Genomic DNA, 21,965 nt, shown 5'->3' with positions numbered 1-21,965 from the left:
TTAGTGATTTTCTTCTGGAAATTTATAGCCGCTTATTACAGCGTCCATTCCGCCATTTCTACCCTTAACAGCGTTAAATACAGCCATATAAATATGAGCAACTATAAAGATTATCAAGACATTCATGCATATGTGATGAATTGCTCTTACATTTGCAAGTCCACCCATCCATACTTCAACAGGTCTTAAAATATCGAAAATTGCTCCACCAAAACCATGATGATAAACATGCATATATAAAATAAGTCCTGTAAGTATTAGGATAAAAGCTACCGCATAAAACATAATATAAGCAATAAATTGCAAAGGATTATAAACTCCTTTTAAGTGTGGATGCTCATCTGTTAAATAAAGATAATATTTAATCTGCTCAAACCAAACCTTAGGGCTTAAAAAGTCTTTTATACTTACTCTTTCTATGTGGCTCATCTTATCAAATATAAAAATATAAGATTTATAAATAACAGCAGCTATCATTACAAATCCAGCAACTATATGAACAAATCTCCATTTTGCCTGCAAAAATAGCACAGGTTCATCACTAACCATTGGGCTTTGAAACACAAAAGATATATAATATCCGCTAATTATTAAAAGCATAATAGCAAAAAATCTAACCCAGTGACTTAAACGATATCCTATGCTAAATTCATACTCAGCCACTCTTTTATTTTCTTTTTTCATACTATTTCTCCTTTAAATATTAGGATTTACCTTATAAGCACCAAGCTCATTTCCCTTAGTATCCATCACATGAACTGCACACGCAATACATGGATCGTATGAGTGTATTTTTCTTATAATTTCAAGAGGTTGTTTTAGATCAGCTATTTTAAGACCAATTAAGCAAGCTTCATAAGATCCCATTTTACCATCTTTATCTTTTGGAGATGCATTCCAAGTTGATGGAACAACCGCTTGCCAGTTTTTAATAACACCTTTTTCAATTCTACACCAATGGCTTAACGCTCCTCTTGGAGCATTTCCTATATAGCGACCTTTATATTCTTTTTTATTGTCAATTTTGTATTTAGCACAAGTTTCTGTGTCGCCTGATTTAATATTTTCAACTAAATTATTAAATGCTTTAAGTCCATGAGTTGCAATGACTTTAGCTTCAAGCATACGACAAGCTGTTCTTCCAAGAGTTGATAAAACTGCTTCCAATGGAAGTCCTGCATCTTTTAAGAATTGATCAACGATAGGAACTACAAATTTATTCCCTTTTGCATAACTAACACAAATACTTGCTATAGGTCCTACTTGAATAGGTTTTCCATCGTATCTTGGAGCTTTAATCCAGCTATATTTACCTTTTATATCAAATACTTTTGTATCAACCATCTCACCTTGAGCATTCATTGTTTTTTCAGTTTTAAATCCTGTATAATTTGGATCTTGAGCACCTTCATAAGGATGAAGAGGGGCATCGTTTTTATACCAAGCATGAGTTGCTTCTTCTGTTATTTTGCTTTCATCAAGCTCATAAACTTTTGATAAATCACCATTTAAAATAATTCCACTATCAAATAAAAATTCATTTTTACTATAAGGAAGCTCTTCATGAGACCATAAATTTGGTGTTCCAACATCATTTATAACGCTTGGTTCATTACCATAAGCTCTTGCAGCCATAACAATATCTGAATAATATGCTCTATTTACAAAATCAGCAACTTCATTAAATTTGGTTAAATATTCACCTAATCTTGAAGGACTTAAAATATCCATAACAGAAGTGATTCCGCCTACTACTAAACTTTGTGGATGTGGATTTTTAGCACCAAATATTGCCATTAATTCAGCTGCAGTTCTTTGAATTCTTAAACATTCTAAATAGTGGCTTAATGCAATTAAATTTTGCTCAGGTGTAAATTTGTAAGTAGGATGTCCATAATATGCATTTGCAAATGGTCCTAAATTTCCTTTATCTACAAATTTCTTAACTCTATCTTGAACACTTTTTAAATGATCTGCTCCACAAGCATAAGGAGTTTCACAGTATTTAAAAGCTTCTTCGCTAGCTTTAAACACATCAGCACTTAATGCACTTACTACATCAACCCAATCAAGTGCATGTAGTTGATAAAAATGCACACAATGATCATGAAAAAACAAAGCGTTAGTCATTAGACTTCTTGTTAAAACCGCATTTAGTGGTGGTTTTATGCCAAGTGCATCTTCAACTGCTATAATTCCTGCCTTATAATGAGAGTAAGTACAAACTCCACAAATTCGTTGCATAAAAAGTCCTGCATCTCTTGGATCTCTTCCTTTTACTATAGTTTCAAGACCCCTCCAAAGAGTTGAGCCTGAATATGCGTCAGTTACCACATTATTTTCATCAACAACAACTTCGACTCTTAAATGTCCTTCTATTCTAGTAATTGGATCTACTACTATTCTTTCGCTCATTATTACTCTCCTTTATTTTTCTTAAATGAACCAACTGCTGCGTGAGCTGCAATAGCGATTCCTGCAACTGCTAAAACACCTATTCCTATTTTATCAGCTGTTGCATCTGCTCCAAGTCCACCAAAAACACTTTTATATAATCTATCTGCTAAAGGCTCTTCAAGTGGTCCCATTGTATCCCAAAAATCAGGTTCTGAACAACCTATACAACCGTGTCCTGCCTGTATTGGCCAAGAAGTATGAGAGTTAAATCTCTCTTGTGAACAGTTGTTAAATGTGTATGGTCCTTTACAACCTACTTTGTATAGGCAGTATCCATCTTTTGCGCCTTGATCACCAAAGTGCTCTACAAACTCACCAGCATCAAATCTTCCCCTTCTTTCGCAAAGATCATGAATTCTAAGTCTATATGCCCATTTTGGTCTATTATATGAATCAAGTGCAGGAAGTGTTCCAAATAGTATATAATTCAATACATTTCCAACTATATTTTTTTCACTTGGAGGACATCCAGGTATATTTATAACTGGCTGATTGACTATCTTACTAAGAGCTTGAGAGTTTGTTGGATTAGGATAAGCTGCTTGAATACCACCAAAGCTTGAACAGGTTCCAATCGCAAAAATAGCTGCAGCATTTTTAGAAGCTATCCTACAATGTTCTGCACCAGTTGTTCCGTGTGGTCCAACTGTTAAAAAATACTCACTTGTTCCAGCAGGAATTCCACCCTCAACCATTAAAATATATTGACCCTTGTACTTTTCTATGGCTTGCTCCAAATTTTCTTCAGCTTGCCAACCACTTGCTGACATTATAGTCTCATGATATTCAAGTGAAATATAATCAAATATTAAACTATCAATACTTGGTGTTGCTGTTCTTAATAAACTTTCACTACAACCTGTACATTCAGCCATGTGTAACCAAATAACAGGAAGTCTATCTGCTAACTCAGCTGCCTTAGAAACTGCAGGTATAAAAGCACTACTAAGACCAAGAGTTGCTGTCATAGCTCCAGCCCATTTCATAAAATCTCTTCTTGAAAGACCATTTTCTTCAAGAGTCTGTATGATAGAGCCTTCCTTTATTTTAGGCAATTTTTCAACTTCATTAAGCCTTAAAGTTATTTTTTCTAATAACTTATCCTTTACCATCACATCTCCTTTTTCTTAAAATATGTTCGGTTTTTAAATCTTTACAATTTTACAATAATTTAAAAGATTTTACCTTAAATAATAAAATTAAATTTTATTTTTAAACATAAATTCATCTTTATTATAAGAAAAAACTTATATCTTTCTTAAATAAAATCTTTAAATTTTGCATATTATATATGAATTTGTATAAAATTTCATAAATTTAACTATATATATTTAGTATTATTTATAAGAAAAATATATTAAGTGATAAATTAGAAACTTTTAAAGATATTGGTTAAAGAAGTTATGAATATTGTTTTTAAGGGAAGATAAATCTTCCATTAAAATATTTTAAAACATTTAATTTAGTCCTAAATTAAATGTTTGGTTGTTGTATTTATCTCTAAACTCTCCTACATAAACAACATTTTATATTGAAGTTTTGAGCTATAGTGTTAAAATTTAAAGCACTTAAATCAAATATTATTTAATTTTTAATAGCTCATTGGCCGCTTTTAGTCCCAAATCATAAGCTTTTATGTTTGCTTCTTTTACTTTTTCAGGCACGCTTCTTAACATTTCATTTCTAACGAGTTCTTTATCCATAACTTTTGTAAAACCAACCGCAATCCCAAGAGCTACAACACTTTGAGTTATTACATTTCCAACATCATCTTTTGCAATTGAAATAATAGGAATTTCATAAATTTGCCATTTTTTTCTATCTTCACTGCTTGGACTTACCAAATTTGGCTCAACTACAATAACTCCACCTTCTTTTACATCATTTTTAAAACTATTAAAACTAACTTGTGCTGTTGCTATCATAAAATCTATATCATCAGCATATGGATATAAAATCTCATCATCACTTAATATAATATCAACCTTTGTAGGACCACCCCTAACTTGAGAAGTATAGGTTGATGCCTTTACGCCAAAACCACCTGCTTTTATCTTTGCAGCTGCTAAAATCTCACCTGCTAGTATAACTCCTTGTCCACCAACTCCCACGAATCTAAGTTTTGTTGTCATACTATCTCCTTAAAGTCGATTTTAGTTTTATTTTGCGCTGCCTCTATAACCTTAGCATAGGCTTTTGTGTATTCAAGATGAGAGTTATCTTCGTGCAAAACTCCAAGTGGAAAAAGTCCTGCTTTTTCTTCATCGCTTAATTTATCATATTTTATTTTATTTACTGTTATGTTTTCAATCCACTTTATCATATCAGTAGCTTGTGCCATTTTATTTTTTCTACCTAAATTTATATGACAATTTGAAAAAATATCAAAAAAAGCATATCCGTCATGACTAAAGCCTTTTACTAAAAGTTTTACTAACGCATCTGCGTTTATTATCGTCTGTCTTGCTACAAATGTCGCCCCTGCTCCGATTAATAAATCAGTTGCATTAAAACTTGGATCTATATTTCCTCTTTGTGCAGTAACCGTCCAAAAGCCCTTTGGTGTTGTTGGGGATGTTTGAGAATTTGTAAGACCATAAATGAAATTATTTATTAAAATATGTTTAATACCTATATTTCTTCTTGCGGCGTGAATTGTATGGTTTCCACCAATTGCAAGACCATCTCCATCTCCTGTTACAACAATAACATTTTTAGTTGGATTAGCTAGTTTTATACCTGTTGCATAAGCTAATGCTCTACCATGCGTTGTATGAACAGTGTTACAATTTATATATGAACTCATTCTCCCACTGCATCCTATGCCACTTACTACACAAACATCATCTAAATCCCAACCCATAGCATCAATAGCTCTGATAATAGCCTTTAAAATCACACCATCACCACATCCCCAACACCAAAGAGTTGGAAGTTTATCGATTCGTAAGTATTTATCATAATTAAATGCCATTATTTCACTCCTTTGATTTCTTTTACTTTTTTAATAATTTCATTTGGACTTATTGGTCTTCCATTTGCTTTAAAAAGTGTATGTAAATCATCTCTTAAACCACATTTTTGAATTTCTCCAAAATATTGTCCTAAATTTAACTCAACTACTAAGATATTTTTAAATTTATCACAAATTTCTTTTATTTTTTTCTTACTACTTGGCCATAAGGTTAAAGGTCTAAACAACCCAACCTTAATACATTCTTTATTTAAAATTTCAATGGCACTTTTAACTGCTAAATTTACACTTCCATAGGCTATTATACAAATTTCAGCATTTTCTAAGTTAAACTCTTCAAATTCGCAAATTTCATCTTTATGTAAATTTATCTTATTAAAAAGTCTTTTAATGTTATAATCAACTATCTCGCCATTTTCAGTTGGAAATCCTGTATTTCCGTGATGAAGTCCTGTGATGTGATAACGATAACCTTTAAAGAAAGGATTTAAAACGGCAGGTCTATCAATATCTGCTTTATATGGCAAATAGTTGTTTTTTTCACCTTTAAACTCATCCCTTTTATATATTTTTATATCTTTAATATCTGGCAAAATAGCCTTTGCTTGCATGTGACCAAGTGTTTCATCAAGAAGTAAAAAAACAGGTGTCATAAATTTAGAAGCTAAATTAAAAGCTTTTATTGTAAAAGTATAGACTTCTTCTAAGCTTCCTGGTATTAAAGTTATACTTTGATAATCTCCATGTGTTGGACTTTTAGCTTGTAAAATATCACCTTGAGAAACTCGAGTCGGAAGACCAGTTGATGGACCTCCTCTCATAACATTTACAATAACTAGTGGAATTTCAGCTATAAATGCAAGACCAATTTGTTCTGATTTTAAAGAAATCCCAGGACCGCTGCTTGCTGTCATTGCTTTTGCTCCACTCATAGAAGCTCCAAGCGCAACTGAAATACCAGAAATTTCATCTTCCATTTGAATAAAAGTTCCACCAACTTCTGGAAGTCTTACACTCATTTCATGAGCTATCTCACTAGATGGAGTTATTGGATATCCACCAAAGAATTTACAGCCACAATCAATTGCAGCTTTTGCCACTAGAGCATTACCAGTTGAGATAACTTCCACACTCATAATTCATCCTTTATTTTCATAAAATTATTTTCTTTAATAGCTTGTGAAAGTGCCTTTGCTTCTGGTGTAAGTTTTGCAAATTTAAAACCTTTATCAGCCACAAAAATAGCAAAATCAGGACAATGTGTTTCACAATCCCTGCAACCAATACAGGTTTTGTCATTTAACACTTCTATCATCATACCTTGAATAGCCTTTGGTTCATACCTCATAGCCAAAGTCCCACTTGGACAATAGCTTACACAGATATTGCAAGCTTTGCATCTACTCTCATCAACCCAAACAGCTTTTAAATTTTCCATATTTTTTCCTTTTTAGCCTAATACTTCTTTTAATTTTCTGCCAATATGAGCAGGGCTTTGCACTACATGAACACCAACTTTTTCTAAAGACTGCATTTTTCCTTTTGCAGTTGAGTTATAATCACTTACTATAGCACCTGCATGACCCATTCTTTTACCTTTTGGAGCTGTAGCACCAGCTATAAAGGCAACAACTGGTTTTGAAATTTTATCCTTTATAGTTTTTGCAGCTTCTATTTCTAAAATACCTCCAATTTCACCTATTAAAACAATTGCTTTTGTATCATCATCTTTCTCAAACATCTCTAAAAGTTCACTAAATCCAAGTCCTATAACCCTATCTCCACCTATGCCAATAGCTGTTGAGATGCCATATCCCTCGTCTAAAATTTGCTTTGCACCCTCGTAGGTTAATGTTCCTGACTTTGAGATTAAACCTATATTTAAATTTGATTTTTTGAAAATATTTCCAGGCATAATTCCAAGTTTGCATTCATCTGCACTTATAATGCCGGGTGAGTTTGGGCCTATTATTTGCATGCCACATTTATTTGCAAAATTTTTTGCCTTTATTATATCATTTAGTGGGGCATGCTCTGTGATAACAATACATAGTTTAATGCCAGCATTTGCAGCTTCTATAATAGCATTAGCCACAAACATAGCAGGAACAAATATAAGCGAAACACTAGCATTTGTTTTTTCAACAGCTTCTTTGACAGTGTTAAAAACAGGAAGTCCAAGGTGAGTAATTCCACCTTTAAATGGAGTTACTCCACCAACTATTAAAGTGCCATATTCAAGGCATTTTTGTGAGTGAAATGTTGCCTCTTTACCTGTAAAACCTTGAACAATAACTTTTGTAGATTTGTCAATTAAAATACTCATTTGATATCCTTGTTAAACTCTTTTGAAAGTTTTACAGACAAAATAGCACCATCTTCTAAATTTTTTACAGGAATTAAATTTAAAATATTTGCTTTTTTTAAAATATCCTCTGCTTCTTTTGCATTTGTTCCATCAAGTCTTATAACAATTGGAATTTTAGGATTTATTAAATTTATTGCTTCTATTATGCCATTTGCAATCCTATCACACCTTACAATGCCTCCAAAAATATTTATAAAAATCACCTTTACAAACTCATCTTTTAGAATGATTTCAAATGCTTTTGCCACAGTATGAGAGCTTGCAAGTCCTCCAACATCTAAAAAATTTGCAGGTTTTCCGCCAGCAAAATTAATAGCATCCATTGTCCCCATAGCTAAACCTGCACCATTTACCATACATCCTATATTGCCATCTAGTTTTACATAACTTAAAGAGTGTTTTTTAGCTTCTATCTCAGCATTATCCTCTTCATCTAAATCCCTTAAAGCTAAAATTTCAGGATGTCTAAAAAGTGCACTATCATCAAAGCTCATTTTTGCATCAAGCACTAGAAATTCATCATCTTCATCTAGGATTAATGGATTTGTTTCTATCAAAACAGCATCTTTTTGCATATAAAGATCATAAATTTTAGTTAAAATATCATGAAATTTGGTATATTTATCCTTATCGAAACCTAAAAATGATGAAATCTCTAAAATATGAAAATCCATAAGACCAATTTGTGGATCAATAAAAATAGCCTTGATAAGCTCTGGGTTTGAGCTTGATATCTCTTCTATACTCATTCCACCACTTGAACTTGCTATTAAACAAAGTTTTTGAGAATCACGATTAAACGAAAGGCTTAAATAAAACTCTTTTTTTATTTTACAGCCCTTTTCAATATATATTTTATTTACAACTTTGCCATTTTTTCCAGTTTGTGGAGTGATTAGTGTCATTTTAATCATATCTTTTGAAAATTTCTCAACTTCATCTAAGCTTTTAGCTATTTTAACTCCGCCTCCAAGCCCTCTTCCACCTGCATGAATTTGAGCTTTTATAGCCCAAATTTCACCACCTAGTTTTTTAGCATTATTAACCGCTTCTAAACTTGTTAATGCAAGTAATCCATCGGCTGTTTTTATACCAAATTCTTTGCAAAGTGCTTTTGCTTGATACTCATGGATATTCATTAAATTCCCTTATAAATTCTTTTTTAATTTTATAAAATTTGAAGTATCAACACTTTTATAAACTTCATTTTCGACTATTTTCTCAATACCTTTTTTACTGAGTTTTATCTCTTTTCCAAAGCTTATCTCATTATCATCCAAAACAGAGGCAATAATATTCCCTCCATTTTTAATAGCTTTGACCATCTTAACAACAGCTGCTGCTGGTGCATAATATGCAGATGTGCCTAATAGTTTTGTTATATTTGCTCCAGCATTTATCGTTTCATCTTTTATGGTTTGAAATTCATCTTTTGTCAAATCTTGGCTAGTTTGAATTATCATCTCATCATTATGCATTCCAAAAACATTTATTTTTGCACTGATTGGAGAAATATTTTTAAGCTTTGCTAAATTTAATTTTGCTCTTGCACTATCTAGCTCTCCTGCCATTCCTATGATTTTATTTTTATTAAAGCAGCTATTTTTATAACATGCATAAACCATTAAATCAAGTGGATTTGTAACAATTATAATAATGGCATTTGGAGAAAACTCGGCTATCTTTTTTGAAGTTTCCCCTACTATTGAGGCGTTTATTTTAGCCAACTCTTCCCTGCTTTGTCCTTCTTTTCTAGTAATTCCAGCTGTTATAACAACGATATCAAAATCTTTTAATTTACTATAATCAAGTGTAGAGTTTATTTTGATATTTTTATCTAAAATCACATTTAAAGTACTTAAATCAAGCATTTTGCCAAGGGCAAGTTTTTCATTTATATCAATTAGCAAAATTTCACTTGCTAAATCTTGAGAAATTAATAAAGAAGCTATATTTGAGCCGATATTCCCAGCTCCGATTATTCCTACTTTCATACAATTATCCTATTATTTTATTTAAAGTTTTACTTGGTCTTAAAATTTCTTCAGCTTTTTTAGGGTCAAATTTATAATATCCTCCTAAGTCAACACATTTTCCTTGAACTCTTAAAAGCTCATTATTTATTATTTTTTCATTTTCTTTTAACTCTTTTGCTAAATTTTCAAATTCTTTTTTCAAATCAGTTTTTAAAAGCTCATCTGCAAAATATAAAGCTAAATAAAAATGACTATTTCTAGTATCAGGCTCTCCTACTTTTCTTTTTGGAGATTTATCATTTTCTAAAAATTTACAAATTGCATCATCAAGTGCAGCACCAAGTATTTTGGCTGTTGGTTTATCTAAATATTTTAAACTCTGCGCCAAAGCCATAAATTCCCCTAAGCTATCCCATCTAAGGTGATTTTCGTTTATGAGTTGCTCTGCGTGTTTTGGCGCTGAGCCACCAGCTCCTGTTTCAAACATACCACCCCCGTTTAAAAGAGGCACGATTGAGAGCATTTTCGCACTAGTTCCAAGTTCTAAGATCGGATATAAATCGGTTAAATAATCCCTTAAAACATTTCCAGTTACAGCTACTGCATCTTTGCTACTTCTAATAATCTCATTTGTTTTCAAAAGTGCATCTTTTGGGGCTAGAATTTCATAAACTTCATCGTTTTTAAGCTCATGCTTTACGGTTTTTATTAAATTTTTATCGTGGGCTCTGTTTTCATCAAGCCAAAAAATCGGCACAACACCTTTTTCTTTTGCTAAATCAAGTGCTATTTTTATCCAGTTTTTTATCGCTTCATCTTTAACCGAAGTCATTCTAAAAATATCACCTTTTTGAACTTTAAACTCAAAATATTTCTTGTTTTCATCAAAAACTTCTATTTTTCCATCTTCTTCTATAATAAAAGTTTTATCATGACTTCCATACTCTTCAGCTTTTTTAGCCATTAAACCAACATTTGTAACACTTCCTATAATGCTTGGATTAAGTGAACCATTTTTCTTTAAGTCATTTAGCATGCTTTCATAAACCACAGCATAAGTTTTATCAGGAATTACAGCCAAGCACTCTTTTAACTCACCATTTTTATCCCACATTTTACCGCTATTTCGCAACATTGCAGGAATTGATGCATCAATTATAACATCGCTTGGAATATGTAAATTTGTAACTCCTTTATCGCTATCAACCATTGCCAAATTTGGTCTAGTTTTACAAATTTCATCAAATTTAGATAAAATTTCATCTTTTAGTTTGGAGTTTTCAAGTTTTTCAAATAGATCTTTTAGTCCGTTGTTTTCATTTATTCCAAGTCTTTCAAACTCAAATCCATACTCATTAAAAACTACTTTAAAAAACTCCTTTACAAAATGTCCAAAAATCACTGGATCACTTACTTTCATCATTGTAGCTTTTAAATGAACTGAATATAAAAGATCGTTTTGTAGAGCATAATCTAAACTTTTTTCAATAAATTTATCAAGTTCTTTTGCACTCATAAAAGTTGCATCAACTACTTCATTTTTTGAAATTCTTAAATCATTTTTTAAAATTTTTTCTTTTTTGTTATCGGCTGTAAATTTAATGGTTAAAGTTGTATTATTTTTAAATACAGTAGATTTTTCATTTGAGTAAAAATCTCCTTTATCCATATAAAAAATTTCAGTTTTTACATTTTTATTCCAAATGCCATTATTATGCGGATGAGTTTTAGCATAGTTTTTTACTGCTTTTGCAGCTGTTCTTATGCTATTTCCTTGTCTTAAAACAGGATTTACAGCGCTTCCTAAAACTTTTAAATATTTTTCTTTTATAGTTTTTTCTCCATCGTTTTTTGGCTCATTTACAAAATTTGGAACATTAAAACCTTTTTCTTGAAGCTCTTTTATACAAGCATTAAGTTGTGGAATAGAGGCTGAAATATTTGGAAGTTTTATAATATTTGCGTTTTTATCTTCTGTTAATTTTCCTAAAAAATTTAAATCATCACTAATATTTAAATTTAACTCATTGCTAAAAGCTGCTAGAACTCGCCCTGCAAGAGAAATGTCAACCATTTCTATGCTAACACCTGCTTTACTTAAAAAATTTTTAATTATTGGGTATAGTGAAAAAGTTGCTAAAGCTGGTGCTTCATCAGTATAGGTATAAACAATATCACTCATTCTTACTCCTTTTTTATTTCTATTATCATTTTATCAAATTTATCATAAAGTTAAAATAATAAATTTGTAATAAATTTTATCTTAAACATTACTTTAGATTTCTTTGTATATTAACTTGTTTTAAATGCTGGCTATGTGTTTTTGTAAAAATATGTTTATTAGTTCTTTTATCACGCATAAAATATAAATATTCAGTTTTTACCGGATTTATAGCTGCATCAATTGCTTCAATGCTAACCATGCAAACAATTGGTGGAAGCCCGTCATTCAAGTAAGTATTAAATTTACTCTCATCATTTCTTATCCTATCAGGCGTGATTTTTATATGTGAAAATTTACCATAATTAAGAGTTCCGTCCATTTGAAGCCTCATACCTTTATCAAGGCGGTTATCAATAACTGAACTAACTATTTTCATCTCATCTTTATTTGCTGCTTCTTTTTGTATAACCGAAGCTTTTGCCAATATATTTTTCCATTCATCGGATTCTATGGTTTTATAATGCTCTTTTTCATAATTATTAATTAAATTTTTGTGTATTTTAAGTGAGTTTTTAACTAAAACTGAAATTAACTCTTTTTCATCATAACCTTTTGCTAGATGATATGTTTCAGGAATTAAAAAACCCTCATAAAACGGGGTAGTTTTATTATATTCAAGTTCTAATTTATTAAAATCAAGATTTTCTTTTTTTGCGATTTCTTCTAAAAAAACTACAGTTGTTTCGCCTGGTATTATTATGATATCACTCATAACAGGCTTTGCGGTAGTTAACTTATAAAAAAGATCGATTTTGGTTAAATTTTTATCTCCAAGGTCTAAATATCCGCTTTTTACAGTTCCAATAAATTCTAAAATTTTAGGATCAAATTTAGTTACATTTAAATTTTGATGTGATAGATTTGATATAATTTTGGTAGCACTTCCTTTTGGGATAAAAATTTCACCTTTAAAGGAGGTTTTGGCTGTTAAATCTGTCAAAATAGCAAGGATAAAGATGAAAATTATATCAAAAATAGCAAAAATTACTCTAACGATCGTAGTCATTTTAGCAATAATCCTTTCAGTGTTTTTTGTCATATTAAAAAACGGGATAAATATAGGAAATATCGACCGCGATAATATACATATCGAAAGATTATATATAAAATTTGATAAAAAGCTTATAATAAATGCAAAAAACTTAAAAATTAAAAAAAATTTAAACACAAACGATGAAAAAAAAGAGTTTAGCGCTTTAGATTTAGATAAAATTTTTAGTTATATTGTATATTTAAATAGATTTTTTGAAGAGATTAATTTAGAAAATGTTGAGATTGGAAAAAACAATATAACTGCACTTTTTAAAGACAATATTTTTTATTTTGATACTGAATTTTTAAAAATAGATACAAAAATAATACCTAAAGAAAATAGTTATGATATCGCAATAAGCGAGCTTTCTTTTAAAGATTTTGATTTGGTTATAGCAGGAAGCGGATATATAAATTTAATAAATAAACTATATAGTTTTGATGGATTTTTTTTAACACATGAAATAAATGGAAAGCTTGATTTTAGTATAAAAAATGGACTTTTAAAATATGAAATAAAAAGTGCAACCGCAACTAGTATTAAAAATTTTATGGATGAGCTTGGTTTTAAAACTGGGATGGATCAACATTTAAAAGAGTGGATTTATGGAAAAGTAATAGCGAAGTATTACGATATTAAATATCTAAATGGGATGATTGATATAATAAATTTGGACTATAAACTAAATAAAATGAATGGTTTTGCAAAGGCTTATGATCTAAATGTAACATTTAATGATAAACTTCCAAGTGCTGTTGTAAAAAGCGCTGATATAGCACTTGAAAATGGAAATCTATATTTTGATTTATTTGAGCCTGCTTACCAAAACAAAGATTTAAATGGCTCAAAAGTTGATATTTTAAACATAATGGATGGAACAACAAAAATTATAGTTGATATAAAAACAGATAGTTTGGTTGATAATGAAGTTTTAAATTTATTAAAAGCTTATAATATTAATCTGCCAATTTTACAGCAAAATGGCAATAGCAAAACAGAAGTTTTACTTCATATTCAAGCTCATCCTCACAAACTTGATGTTTTGGCAAATTCGGTTTTAAAAAACAGTGATATTTTAATATCGGGGGCTAAATTTAATATAAAAAATTTAGAAGTTTTAATAAAAAATTCTCAAATTGACCTAAATGCTTCAAATATTTCTAATAAAGAGCTTTTTAAAGCTTCAAATTTAAAAGGTAAAATTGACACAAAAGTCTCAAAAGCTAACCTTACTGCAAATTTTGAAGAGGTATTTATAAATGATATTTTTAAAAGAAAAAATTTTAATTCTGATTTAAAATTAGATTTTTCAAAACCAACAGTTTTACTTGAAATTCCAAAGCTAAATACAAAAATTAAATTCGACAAAACAAATGAAATTGAAGTTAGCAACTTAAAAGACTTGATTCAATATTCTAAAATCCTTACTGATTTAGGTTTTAAAAATGGCAATTTAGCAGTAAATACAAAAGATTTTAAAAACTATAAAATAAATATAAAAGATACTATTTTTGATCTACCTTTATACAAAAAAGATGGAAGTAAATATGATAATGATGAAATTTATATCAATTATAAAAATGGTGAAATTTATGCAAATACAAGTTATTTAAACTTTAAACAAAGCAAAAAAGATATGTATTTAGATATAAACGGGCTTGATTTTGAGTTAAAATATGACAAAAATGCTTCATCGCAAACTAGCTTTCCAAAAATAAATATAAGCGGAAAAAATTCTGATATTATTTTAAAAGATATAAATAAAACTTTAAATTTAAGTAGCTTCAAAGGAAATTTGGACAATAAAAATATAAAATTTGATGCAAATTTAGTTCCACAAGGAAATCTAACTCTTCAAATAACACCTGAAATTTTATCTGCAACTGGTCTTAATCTAAGTTCTCAAAGTTTAAATAATTTTTTGAAATCAAAAAGCTTTGAAGGCGGGGAATTTAATATAAAAGTTTTTGGAAAAAGCATTGATGAGTTTAGAGGTGAAATTTTAATGAATGATACATATTTAACAGATTTAGTTTTATATCAGCGACTTTTATCTTTTTTAGATAGCATTCCATCACTGTTAAAGTTAAAAACACCAGATTTTAATAGCAAAGGTTTTAATGTAAAAAAAGGCAGAGTTATTTTTGTAAAAAAAGATAGTATTATTTATGTGCAAGCTATGGATTTTAAAGGTTCAACTGCCGATATAGGCGGAGTTGGAACAATAAATTTAAAAACAAAAGAAATTGATTTAGATATTGAGGTAAAATACTTAAAAGATGCAAGTTCAATTATTGCAAGCATTCCTTTAGTAAATCAAATAATTCTTGGAAAAGATCGTTCTATTTCAACAGTTGTTAAGATAAGAGGAACTCTTGATAGTCCTACTTACTCAAATAAAGTTTTACAAGATGCTCTACTTTCGCCACTTAATATTATTAAAAATACACTCGAGCTTCCTTTTACTTTATTTGAATAAAAAATGGTATAATTTTCAATATAAATTTTTTTAAAAGGACCAAATTTGAAATACAAGCTTGATTATAAAGATAGTGTTGAAAACTCACTAATTTTTTGGCTTTGTAAATTTGTAAGATATAAATTAAGCTCTCTTTCAAATAAAGAATTAAAAGATCCAAAAGCTTTAAATAGCGTAAATTTACGCCTTATAAAAGGAGCTGAAAATTTTAAAGAGCTTGATGGTCTTGTAAAAGAAGCAAGAAATGCTGGAATCACAGGAATAAATACATATTTTAACCCGTTAAAAAAAGTTGCTAAAGCTATAATATATTATGAAATTACTAGTTTAAAAGAGATAAATGAGGAGTTTTTAAGCGAAATTTTAGCTAGCGTTACAGGCGGACTTAGTGATGCAACTAAGAAAAATTATAGGATTGCAGTAATTAATTTTTTTACATATTTAGACAAACAAAATGAAGAAAACGGGACTTCTCACAACTACGGAATTGAGTTAAAAAACTGGGGTGGAGTAAGTGGAAGTGCTGGGCAAAAACTTCCTGAATATATGAGCGAAGAAGAAGTTAAAGAGTTTTTAGAGGCAATTGAAAAAAGTGATTTTAAGGCAAATGATCATAGAAATAAATTAATTATAAAAATAATAATTTTTACAGGAATTAGAGTAAGTGAAGCAATAAATTTAAAAGAAAAAGATTTTAGTGAAGATGGGGATTTATATGTGATACGAATACGAGGCAAAGGAAATAAATATAGAATTGTCATGATAAAAAAACATCTAATTGAAGAACACTTAATAAACTTAAAAATAAATTACCTAAATAAAGATGGATATTTGTTTGTAAATGGCAAAGGAAAACCGCTAACTCAGGCATATATCAGTCGTATCGTGGAACAAATTTTATTTAAAGCTGGGATTAGAAAAGCTAAAAATGGCGCTCATATGCTTCGCCATACTTTTGCAACTATGCTTTACAAAAAACAAAAAGATTTAGTTTTAGTCCAAGAGGCTTTAGGACATGCTAGTTTAAATACTTCTAGAATTTACACACATTTTAGTAGTGATAAACTAAGACTTGCTGCAAAAGTAGCTGATGATTTATCTAAAATAGAATGAAATTTTAGTAAAATTTAAGCTGGGCAGAAATTAAAATGAAGCATAAAAGCTGTTTTGGGTTAAACTAAGTAAAATTTAACCCAAATTTTATAGCTAGATTTAAAGTTTTAATATATAAATTTATAAAAATAAATTTGTGTATTTAAACTTATCTTTTAAAAACTCACTTATCTCACCAAATGTAAAAAATGCCTCAAGGCTTCCAAAAGAGTATGAAACGATTTCATAAAATCCATAGACAAAAGTTATACCATAAGGATTTAGCTTAAAATTTTCAGTTATTTTAAATTTATTTTCTTCTATGTAAGCGTTTTCTTTAACTTTATCCCAAATTTTAAGTCTAAGTTTTTTATTTTTTACTAAATTTTCGTTAAGCGTGATTTTTTTTACCTCTGCAAAATGTCTCATAATTAAGCCAATACATACCATGAGCAACCACTATAAATATAAAAAAGTTTTTAAAAACACTAAAATTATCATTAGTATAATATTTCATAGGTAAAAGGAAAATCATCTGATAAATCGCTACCAAATTCATTTAAAAAATAATCAAGTTCTTTTTTATAACTGCTTTTTAACTCATTTTCAATAGTTTTTTTATCACATTGAAATAATAAATTTTTGCCGTATTTAAATTTTACATTACTACCATTGTCAAAAATGGAATTTAAGGCTAAAAAATTAAACTTTTTATATAATTTTAAAGATTGTAAAACGCCTCTTTTTTCAAAAATCAATCCATTATAAACAAAATTTATATTTACTTTTTCATCATCGTAATATATCAAATTTACTTCCGAGCCCTTAAAATTTTCAGCATTAAAAAAATGCTCTTTATTATCGTAGAAAATATGACCTTTTGTAGAATTTTTATCTAAATTTAGATAAATTTGAACTTTATCATTTTTATAAACAAAACTCACTTCATCTTTTATCTCCAAACTAAATAAAATCGCAACCAAACAAAACAGCCATATATAAAAGCTCTCATAAATTCTCCTTTTTAAAAAATAAATTATTTGTAACTAAATTTTTGATTTCAGTCAATGACTTAACAAAAATTTTACTATATTATTGTTTAATTTTATTTAGAAGGAGAAAAGATGAGCGGTTTAGAAATGTTTTGTCATCAATGTGAAATGAGCGCTCCAAATGGCTGTGGCTCAAAAGGTCAAAGCAAAGGTACCTGTGGTAAAAATAGCACATTAGCAAATTTACAAGATATGATGATTTTTGGATTAAAAGGAATGAGTGCGTATCGTCACCACGCAAACGAACTTGGTGCAAATACAAGCGAAGTTGATAAAGTCATAGCCGATACGCTTTATTTTACCTTGACAAATTCAAATTTTAATTTTGATGAGCATATCAAACAACTTTTAAAAGTTGGTGAGGCAGGAGTTAAAATAATGGATATATTAAGTCAAGCTCATACCAATGCTTTTGGCATTCCATCACCTGTTAAAATCACACAAAACAAAGCTTGTGGAAAAGCTATTTTAGTAAGCGGACACAACCTTTTTGCCTTAAAAAAATTGCTTGATGCTACTAAAAATAAAGGTATAAATATCTACACCCACTCTGAAATGCTGCCAGCTCACGCTTATCCAGAACTTAAAAAATATCCACATTTAAAGGGGAATATTGGCAAGGCGTGGTTTGATCAAACAAAACTTTTTAATGAGTTTAAAGGTGCGATTTTGATGACAACAAATTGCATAGTTCCACTTAGAAAAAGTTGCGAGTATAAAGATAGACTTTTTGGTTATAGTATCGCTGGAACAGATGGAATTAGGCATATTGAAAATGATGATTTTACACCACTAATTAATAAAGCTTTAGAATGTGATGATATAAGTGGCTTTCAAAGCGATGCTACTTTGGTAACTGGTGGGCATTATAAGAGCATTTTAAATATGTCCGATGAAATTTTAAAAGCTGTAACTTCTGGTAAGATTAGAAGATTTTTTGTAATTGCAGGATGTGATGCACCTGGAAATGATAGAAATTACTATAGAGATTTGGCTCTAAGTCTGCCAAAAGACTGCGTAATTTTAACATCAAGTTGTGGCAAATTTAGATTTAATGATGTTGATTTTGGCTTAATAGAAGGCACAAAAATTCCAAGATATATTGATTTAGGGCAGTGCAACGACAGCAACGGTGCCGTTAAAATCGCAACAACACTAAGCGAGGCGACAGGAATAGCTATAAACGATCTTCCAATTTCCATAGTTTTGATGTGGATGGAACAAAAAGCAGTTATTATTTTAATTGCGTTATTGTATTTAGGCATTAAAAATATCCATATAGGACCAAGTTTACCTGAGTTTATAAATGACGAAATACTTGATTTTTTGGTGAAAAATTTCAATCTATCTTTAATAAGTGGTGATGCCAAAGCAGACCTAGTTAAATTTTTGAAAAACTAACAGTATAGCTTAAATTTAGAATAATACATAATATAATGCGTAAATTTATACGCATTATATCTTTGTGAATTTGTAATTTTGTTTTACTTATTTATCTTTTTTATAATTGTTTTAATTAAATTTTTTCTATCATCTAAATTTTGATTTTCTAAAAATATTTCTGATAAGTGATAATTTTCTAAATTTTTTATATCTTTTACAAACTCAATTACATCATAAACACTTAAAATTTTGCCGTGTAAATCATATCCAACATTTAATGCCCTACCCTTTATGCTTGCCAAATTATTATGTAAATGCCCATAAAGCAAAACACTTCCATGATCTTTTTTATCCCATTCTAAAATTGGATAATGAAATAAAATAAAATTTTCTTTAATATCATTAATTTTAATGCTTAATTTTTTATAATTTAAAATTTCTTCTAAAAGCAAATTTCCATCATTTTTATATCTGTTTTTAAATAAGTCTTTATTTTCATTTATTAAATTATCGTGATTTCCAAGGATTAAACTGTGTTTGCCATTGAGTCTTGTTAAAATTTGCTTTATTTTTTCAACACTATTGTAAAATGAAAAATCACCTAAATTATAAATTTCATCATCAGGCGTTACAGTTTTATTCCATAAATATACGAGATACTCATCCATCTCATCAACGCTTTGAAAATTCCTAAAATTTGGACAATACTTTAATATATTTTTATGCCCAAAATGTAAATCAGAAGTAAAATAAATCAAAATAAAACCATCAAAAATAAAAGAAGAGCGGTGCAAGAGTAAAACTCTCACACCAAATAAGAAAAATAGGTTGGTTGATAGTAGTTAAAACTACATCATTCCACCCATTCCTCCCATTCCACCACCCATGCCGCTCATATCTGGCATTGCTGGTTTATCTTCTTTTATATCACTAATTGTAGCCTCTGTTGTTAGAAGCATACTTGCAACACTTACTGCATTTTGAAGTGCAACTCTTGATACCTTAACAGGATCAATAATTCCTTCTTCGAACATATTTACATATTTTCCGCTAACTGCATCAAAGCCTGATTCATCGTCTTTTGAATTCATAATCTCATGTGATACCACACCAGCATCAAATCCAGCATTTGAAGCTATTTGTCTAAGTGGAGCTACTAAAGCTCTTCTTACTATATCAGCTCCGATTTTTTCATCACCACAAAGATTTAAATTTACTTTTTTACTTGCACAAACAAGTGCTGCTCCACCGCCTATTACTATACCTTCTTCAGCAGCAGCTTTTGTAGCATTTAGTGCATCATCAACCCTATCTTTTTTCTCTTTCATTTCAGTTTCAGTTGCAGCACCTACTTTTATAACAGCTACACCACCACTTAATTTAGCAAGCCTTTCTTCAAGCTTTTCTTTATCATAATCGCTTGTTGTTTCTATTATTTGTGCTTTTATTTGAGCGATTCTTGCATCAATTGCAGCTTTATCACCTTTTCCATTTACAATAGTTGTGTTATCTTTATCTATATTTATGCTTTCTGCTTCACCTAAATCTTCTAAAGTTACACTATCAAGTGTTCTTCCAAGTTCTTCACTTACTACATTTCCACCTGTTAAAATAGCAATATCTTCAAGCATTGCTTTTCTTCTATCACCAAATCCAGGAGCTTTAACAGCTGATATATTTAACACACCTCTTAGTTTATTAACAACCAAAGTAGCTAAAGCTTCACCTTCAATATCCTCAGCAATAATTAAAAGAGGTTTTCCACTTTGTTGAACTTTTTCAAGAACTGGTAATAAATCTTTTAAATTTGTAATTTTCTTATCAAATAATAAAATATAAGGACTACTTAACTCAACTGTCATTTTTTCAGCATTTGTAACAAAATAAGGACTTAAGTATCCTCTATCAAATTGCATTCCCTCAACTACGCTTAGTTCATCATCTATTGATTTTGCCTCTTCAACGGTTATAACACCATCTTTTCCAACTTTTTCCATCGCATCAGCTATTAAATTTCCGATTTTTTCATCTGAATTTGCTGAAATAGTCGCAACTTGAGTAATTTCTTTTTTGCCTTTTACAGGTATTGAGATTTTTTTAAGCTCATCTATAATAGCATTAGCTTCTTTATCCATTCCTCTTTTTACTTCAATTGGATTAGCACCAGCTGTTATGTTTCTTAAACCTTCTTTAAAGATTGCATGGGCTAAAACAGTAGCTGTTGTTGTACCATCACCTGCTTCATCATTTGTTTTGTTTGCAACTTCTTTAACTAAGCTTGCACCCATATTTTCCAATGTATCGCTTAATTCAACTTCTTTTGCAACACTTACGCCATCTTTTGTAATAGCTGGAGCACCAAAAGATTTTTGAATTAAAACATTTCTTCCTCTTGGTCCCATTGTAACTTTAACAGCGTCATTTAATTTTTTTACACCTTCATAAAGTTTATTTCTTGCGTCATCTGAGTAAATTATATCTTTTGCCATTATTTATCCTTTATCTATTTAATTATTCCAAGAACATCTTCTAAATTTAAAACTAAATATTTTTCATCATTAAGAGCAATTTCGCTTCCTGAATATTTAGAAAAAACAACTTTATCACCAACTTTTATAGCTTTACACTCTTCATCGCATCCAACAGCGATTACTTCGCCACTTGATGGCTTTTCTTTGCTTGCATTATCTGGTATAATAATACCTGTAGCAGTTGTTTTTGTCTCCTCTTCGCGTTTAACTAAAACACGTTTTCCTAATGGTTGAAAATTCATTTTTTTCCTTTCTTGTGTTATATTTTTTAGCACTCTAAGTTTTAAAGTGATGAAATTATAATCAATTTTTTAAAACATGTCAATACTTATCTATATTTTTATCATAATATTTTAGTCTTTAACACTCAGCTTTTTATATAAAAACAACTTAACT

20 protein-coding genes are annotated in these 21,965 nt (G+C 29.7%); 3 read left to right on the top strand and 17 right to left on the bottom strand.

Annotation, left to right across the window (positions count from 1 at the left end; genetic code table 11):
- From cybH to mltG, 12 genes are all read right to left on the bottom strand, one after another.
- Nucleotides 1–684: a Ni/Fe-hydrogenase, b-type cytochrome subunit gene (gene cybH, locus CURT_RS04710; protein ID WP_018713092.1), complete on the bottom strand. Its 684-nt coding sequence runs from the start codon at nucleotides 682–684 to the stop codon at nucleotides 1–3.
- A gap of 12 nt (nucleotides 685–696) precedes the next feature.
- Nucleotides 697–2,415 carry a nickel-dependent hydrogenase large subunit gene (locus tag CURT_RS04705; protein WP_018713091.1) on the bottom strand — a complete coding sequence of 573 codons (1,719 nt, stop codon included), beginning with the start codon at nucleotides 2,413–2,415 and terminating at the stop codon, nucleotides 697–699.
- 2 nt (nucleotides 2,416–2,417) lie between these two features.
- The gene (locus tag CURT_RS04700) at nucleotides 2,418–3,569 is read right to left on the bottom strand and encodes a hydrogenase small subunit (RefSeq protein ID WP_018713090.1); all 1,152 of its coding nucleotides are present in this window, start codon (nucleotides 3,567–3,569) and stop codon (nucleotides 2,418–2,420) included.
- A 468-nt stretch (nucleotides 3,570–4,037) separates the two neighbouring features.
- Complete coding sequence (locus tag CURT_RS04695) at nucleotides 4,038–4,589, bottom strand: 2-oxoacid:acceptor oxidoreductase family protein (RefSeq protein WP_018713089.1); 552 nt, start codon at nucleotides 4,587–4,589, stop codon at nucleotides 4,038–4,040.
- Nucleotides 4,586–5,431: a 2-oxoglutarate ferredoxin oxidoreductase subunit beta gene (locus CURT_RS04690; protein WP_018713088.1), complete on the bottom strand. Its 846-nt coding sequence runs from the start codon at nucleotides 5,429–5,431 to the stop codon at nucleotides 4,586–4,588. The genes CURT_RS04695 and CURT_RS04690 overlap by 4 nt, the downstream gene beginning before the upstream one ends.
- The gene (locus CURT_RS04685) at nucleotides 5,431–6,567 is read right to left on the bottom strand and encodes a 2-oxoglutarate synthase subunit alpha (protein WP_018713087.1); all 1,137 of its coding nucleotides are present in this window, start codon (nucleotides 6,565–6,567) and stop codon (nucleotides 5,431–5,433) included. Before CURT_RS04685 ends, CURT_RS04690 begins: the two co-directional genes overlap by 1 nt.
- Nucleotides 6,564–6,869, bottom strand: a complete 306-nt coding sequence (locus CURT_RS04680) for a 4Fe-4S dicluster domain-containing protein (RefSeq protein WP_018713086.1) — start codon at nucleotides 6,867–6,869, stop codon at nucleotides 6,564–6,566. Before CURT_RS04680 ends, CURT_RS04685 begins: the two co-directional genes overlap by 4 nt.
- Before the next feature lie 12 nt (nucleotides 6,870–6,881).
- Complete coding sequence (sucD, locus tag CURT_RS04675) at nucleotides 6,882–7,757, bottom strand: succinate--CoA ligase subunit alpha (protein ID WP_018713085.1); 876 nt, start codon at nucleotides 7,755–7,757, stop codon at nucleotides 6,882–6,884.
- Nucleotides 7,754–8,938, bottom strand: coding sequence for an ADP-forming succinate--CoA ligase subunit beta (gene sucC, locus CURT_RS04670; RefSeq protein ID WP_018713084.1), 1,185 nt, complete (start codon nucleotides 8,936–8,938; stop codon nucleotides 7,754–7,756). The genes sucD and sucC overlap by 4 nt, the downstream gene beginning before the upstream one ends.
- Nucleotides 8,939–8,947: 9 nt before the next feature.
- Complete coding sequence (locus tag CURT_RS04665; protein WP_018713083.1) at nucleotides 8,948–9,793, bottom strand: lactate/malate family dehydrogenase; 846 nt, start codon at nucleotides 9,791–9,793, stop codon at nucleotides 8,948–8,950.
- Nucleotides 9,794–9,797: 4 nt separating this feature from the next.
- Nucleotides 9,798–11,957, bottom strand: coding sequence for an NADP-dependent isocitrate dehydrogenase (locus tag CURT_RS04660; RefSeq protein WP_018713082.1), 2,160 nt, complete (start codon nucleotides 11,955–11,957; stop codon nucleotides 9,798–9,800).
- An 88-nt stretch (nucleotides 11,958–12,045) separates the two neighbouring features.
- Complete coding sequence (mltG, locus tag CURT_RS04655) at nucleotides 12,046–13,005, bottom strand: endolytic transglycosylase MltG (RefSeq protein ID WP_018713081.1); 960 nt, start codon at nucleotides 13,003–13,005, stop codon at nucleotides 12,046–12,048.
- On the opposite strand from mltG, the gene CURT_RS04650 reads away from it, so the two are divergent.
- Nucleotides 12,956–15,511 carry a YhdP family protein gene (locus CURT_RS04650; protein ID WP_018713080.1) on the top strand — a complete coding sequence of 852 codons (2,556 nt, stop codon included), beginning with the start codon at nucleotides 12,956–12,958 and terminating at the stop codon, nucleotides 15,509–15,511. The two genes, mltG and CURT_RS04650, sit on opposite strands and share 50 nt — an antisense overlap.
- Nucleotides 15,512–15,556: 45 nt before the next feature.
- Nucleotides 15,557–16,624, top strand: coding sequence for a tyrosine-type recombinase/integrase (locus tag CURT_RS04645; protein WP_018713079.1), 1,068 nt, complete (start codon nucleotides 15,557–15,559; stop codon nucleotides 16,622–16,624).
- 120 nt (nucleotides 16,625–16,744) lie between these two features.
- On the opposite strand, the gene CURT_RS04640 is transcribed toward CURT_RS04645, so the two are convergent.
- Together CURT_RS04640 and CURT_RS04635 are read right to left on the bottom strand one after the other, a co-directional pair.
- Nucleotides 16,745–17,032 (bottom strand): DUF3298 domain-containing protein, encoded by a 288-nt coding sequence (locus CURT_RS04640; RefSeq protein ID WP_018713078.1) that lies wholly within the window; start codon nucleotides 17,030–17,032, stop codon nucleotides 16,745–16,747.
- 71 nt (nucleotides 17,033–17,103) lie between these two features.
- A complete protein-coding gene (locus tag CURT_RS04635; protein WP_018713077.1) occupies nucleotides 17,104–17,586 on the bottom strand; it encodes a hypothetical protein in 483 nt (160 codons plus the stop codon).
- Between the two features lie 141 nt (nucleotides 17,587–17,727).
- On the opposite strand from CURT_RS04635, the gene hcp reads away from it, so the two are divergent.
- Nucleotides 17,728–19,056, top strand: coding sequence for a hydroxylamine reductase (gene hcp / locus CURT_RS04630; protein ID WP_018713076.1), 1,329 nt, complete (start codon nucleotides 17,728–17,730; stop codon nucleotides 19,054–19,056).
- An 83-nt stretch (nucleotides 19,057–19,139) separates the two neighbouring features.
- Here the strand turns inward: hcp and CURT_RS04625 are convergent, their stop codons facing one another.
- The 3 genes from CURT_RS04625 to groES are packed head-to-tail and all read right to left on the bottom strand — an operon-like array spanning nucleotide 19,140 to nucleotide 21,811.
- Nucleotides 19,140–19,847, bottom strand: a complete 708-nt coding sequence (locus CURT_RS04625; RefSeq protein WP_244848435.1) for a metallophosphoesterase family protein — start codon at nucleotides 19,845–19,847, stop codon at nucleotides 19,140–19,142.
- 39 nt (nucleotides 19,848–19,886) lie between these two features.
- Entirely contained in the window at nucleotides 19,887–21,527 is a 1,641-nt protein-coding gene (groL, locus tag CURT_RS04620) for a chaperonin GroEL (protein WP_018713074.1), read from the bottom strand.
- A gap of 14 nt (nucleotides 21,528–21,541) precedes the next feature.
- Nucleotides 21,542–21,811 carry a co-chaperone GroES gene (gene groES, locus CURT_RS04615; protein ID WP_016646985.1) on the bottom strand — a complete coding sequence of 90 codons (270 nt, stop codon included), beginning with the start codon at nucleotides 21,809–21,811 and terminating at the stop codon, nucleotides 21,542–21,544.
- Between the last annotated feature and the right edge of the window lie 154 nt (nucleotides 21,812–21,965).

The organism is Campylobacter ureolyticus (assembly GCF_013372225.1).
GTDB lineage: Bacteria > Campylobacterota > Campylobacteria > Campylobacterales > Campylobacteraceae > Campylobacter_B > Campylobacter_B ureolyticus.
Note: the sequence above shows the minus strand (reverse complement) of the source record. Positions and strands in the feature narration are given on the sequence as shown.

Bases quoted from the DNA above. Each gene is read 5' to 3' on its own strand.
- cybH (WP_018713092.1), bottom strand. From the start codon at position 684: ATGAAAAAAGAAAATAAAAGAGTGGCTGAGTATGAATTTAGCATAGGA.
- CURT_RS04705 (WP_018713091.1), bottom strand. From the start codon at position 2,415: ATGAGCGAAAGAATAGTAGTAGATCCAATTACTAGAATAGAAGGACAT.
- CURT_RS04700 (WP_018713090.1), bottom strand. From the start codon at position 3,569: ATGGTAAAGGATAAGTTATTAGAAAAAATAACTTTAAGGCTTAATGAA.
- CURT_RS04695 (WP_018713089.1), bottom strand. From the start codon at position 4,589: ATGACAACAAAACTTAGATTCGTGGGAGTTGGTGGACAAGGAGTTATA.
- CURT_RS04690 (WP_018713088.1), bottom strand. From the start codon at position 5,431: ATGGCATTTAATTATGATAAATACTTACGAATCGATAAACTTCCAACT.
- CURT_RS04685 (WP_018713087.1), bottom strand. From the start codon at position 6,567: ATGAGTGTGGAAGTTATCTCAACTGGTAATGCTCTAGTGGCAAAAGCT.
- CURT_RS04680 (WP_018713086.1), bottom strand. From the start codon at position 6,869: ATGGAAAATTTAAAAGCTGTTTGGGTTGATGAGAGTAGATGCAAAGCT.
- sucD (WP_018713085.1), bottom strand. From the start codon at position 7,757: ATGAGTATTTTAATTGACAAATCTACAAAAGTTATTGTTCAAGGTTTT.
- sucC (WP_018713084.1), bottom strand. From the start codon at position 8,938: ATGAATATCCATGAGTATCAAGCAAAAGCACTTTGCAAAGAATTTGGT.
- CURT_RS04665 (WP_018713083.1), bottom strand. From the start codon at position 9,793: ATGAAAGTAGGAATAATCGGAGCTGGGAATATCGGCTCAAATATAGCT.
- CURT_RS04660 (WP_018713082.1), bottom strand. From the start codon at position 11,957: ATGAGTGATATTGTTTATACCTATACTGATGAAGCACCAGCTTTAGCA.
- CURT_RS04650 (WP_018713080.1), top strand. From the start codon at position 12,956: ATGAAAATTATATCAAAAATAGCAAAAATTACTCTAACGATCGTAGTC.
- mltG (WP_018713081.1), bottom strand. From the start codon at position 13,005: ATGACTACGATCGTTAGAGTAATTTTTGCTATTTTTGATATAATTTTC.
- CURT_RS04640 (WP_018713078.1), bottom strand. From the start codon at position 17,032: ATGAGACATTTTGCAGAGGTAAAAAAAATCACGCTTAACGAAAATTTA.
- hcp (WP_018713076.1), top strand. From the start codon at position 17,728: ATGAGCGGTTTAGAAATGTTTTGTCATCAATGTGAAATGAGCGCTCCA.
- groL (WP_018713074.1), bottom strand. From the start codon at position 21,527: ATGGCAAAAGATATAATTTACTCAGATGACGCAAGAAATAAACTTTAT.
- groES (WP_016646985.1), bottom strand. From the start codon at position 21,811: ATGAATTTTCAACCATTAGGAAAACGTGTTTTAGTTAAACGCGAAGAG.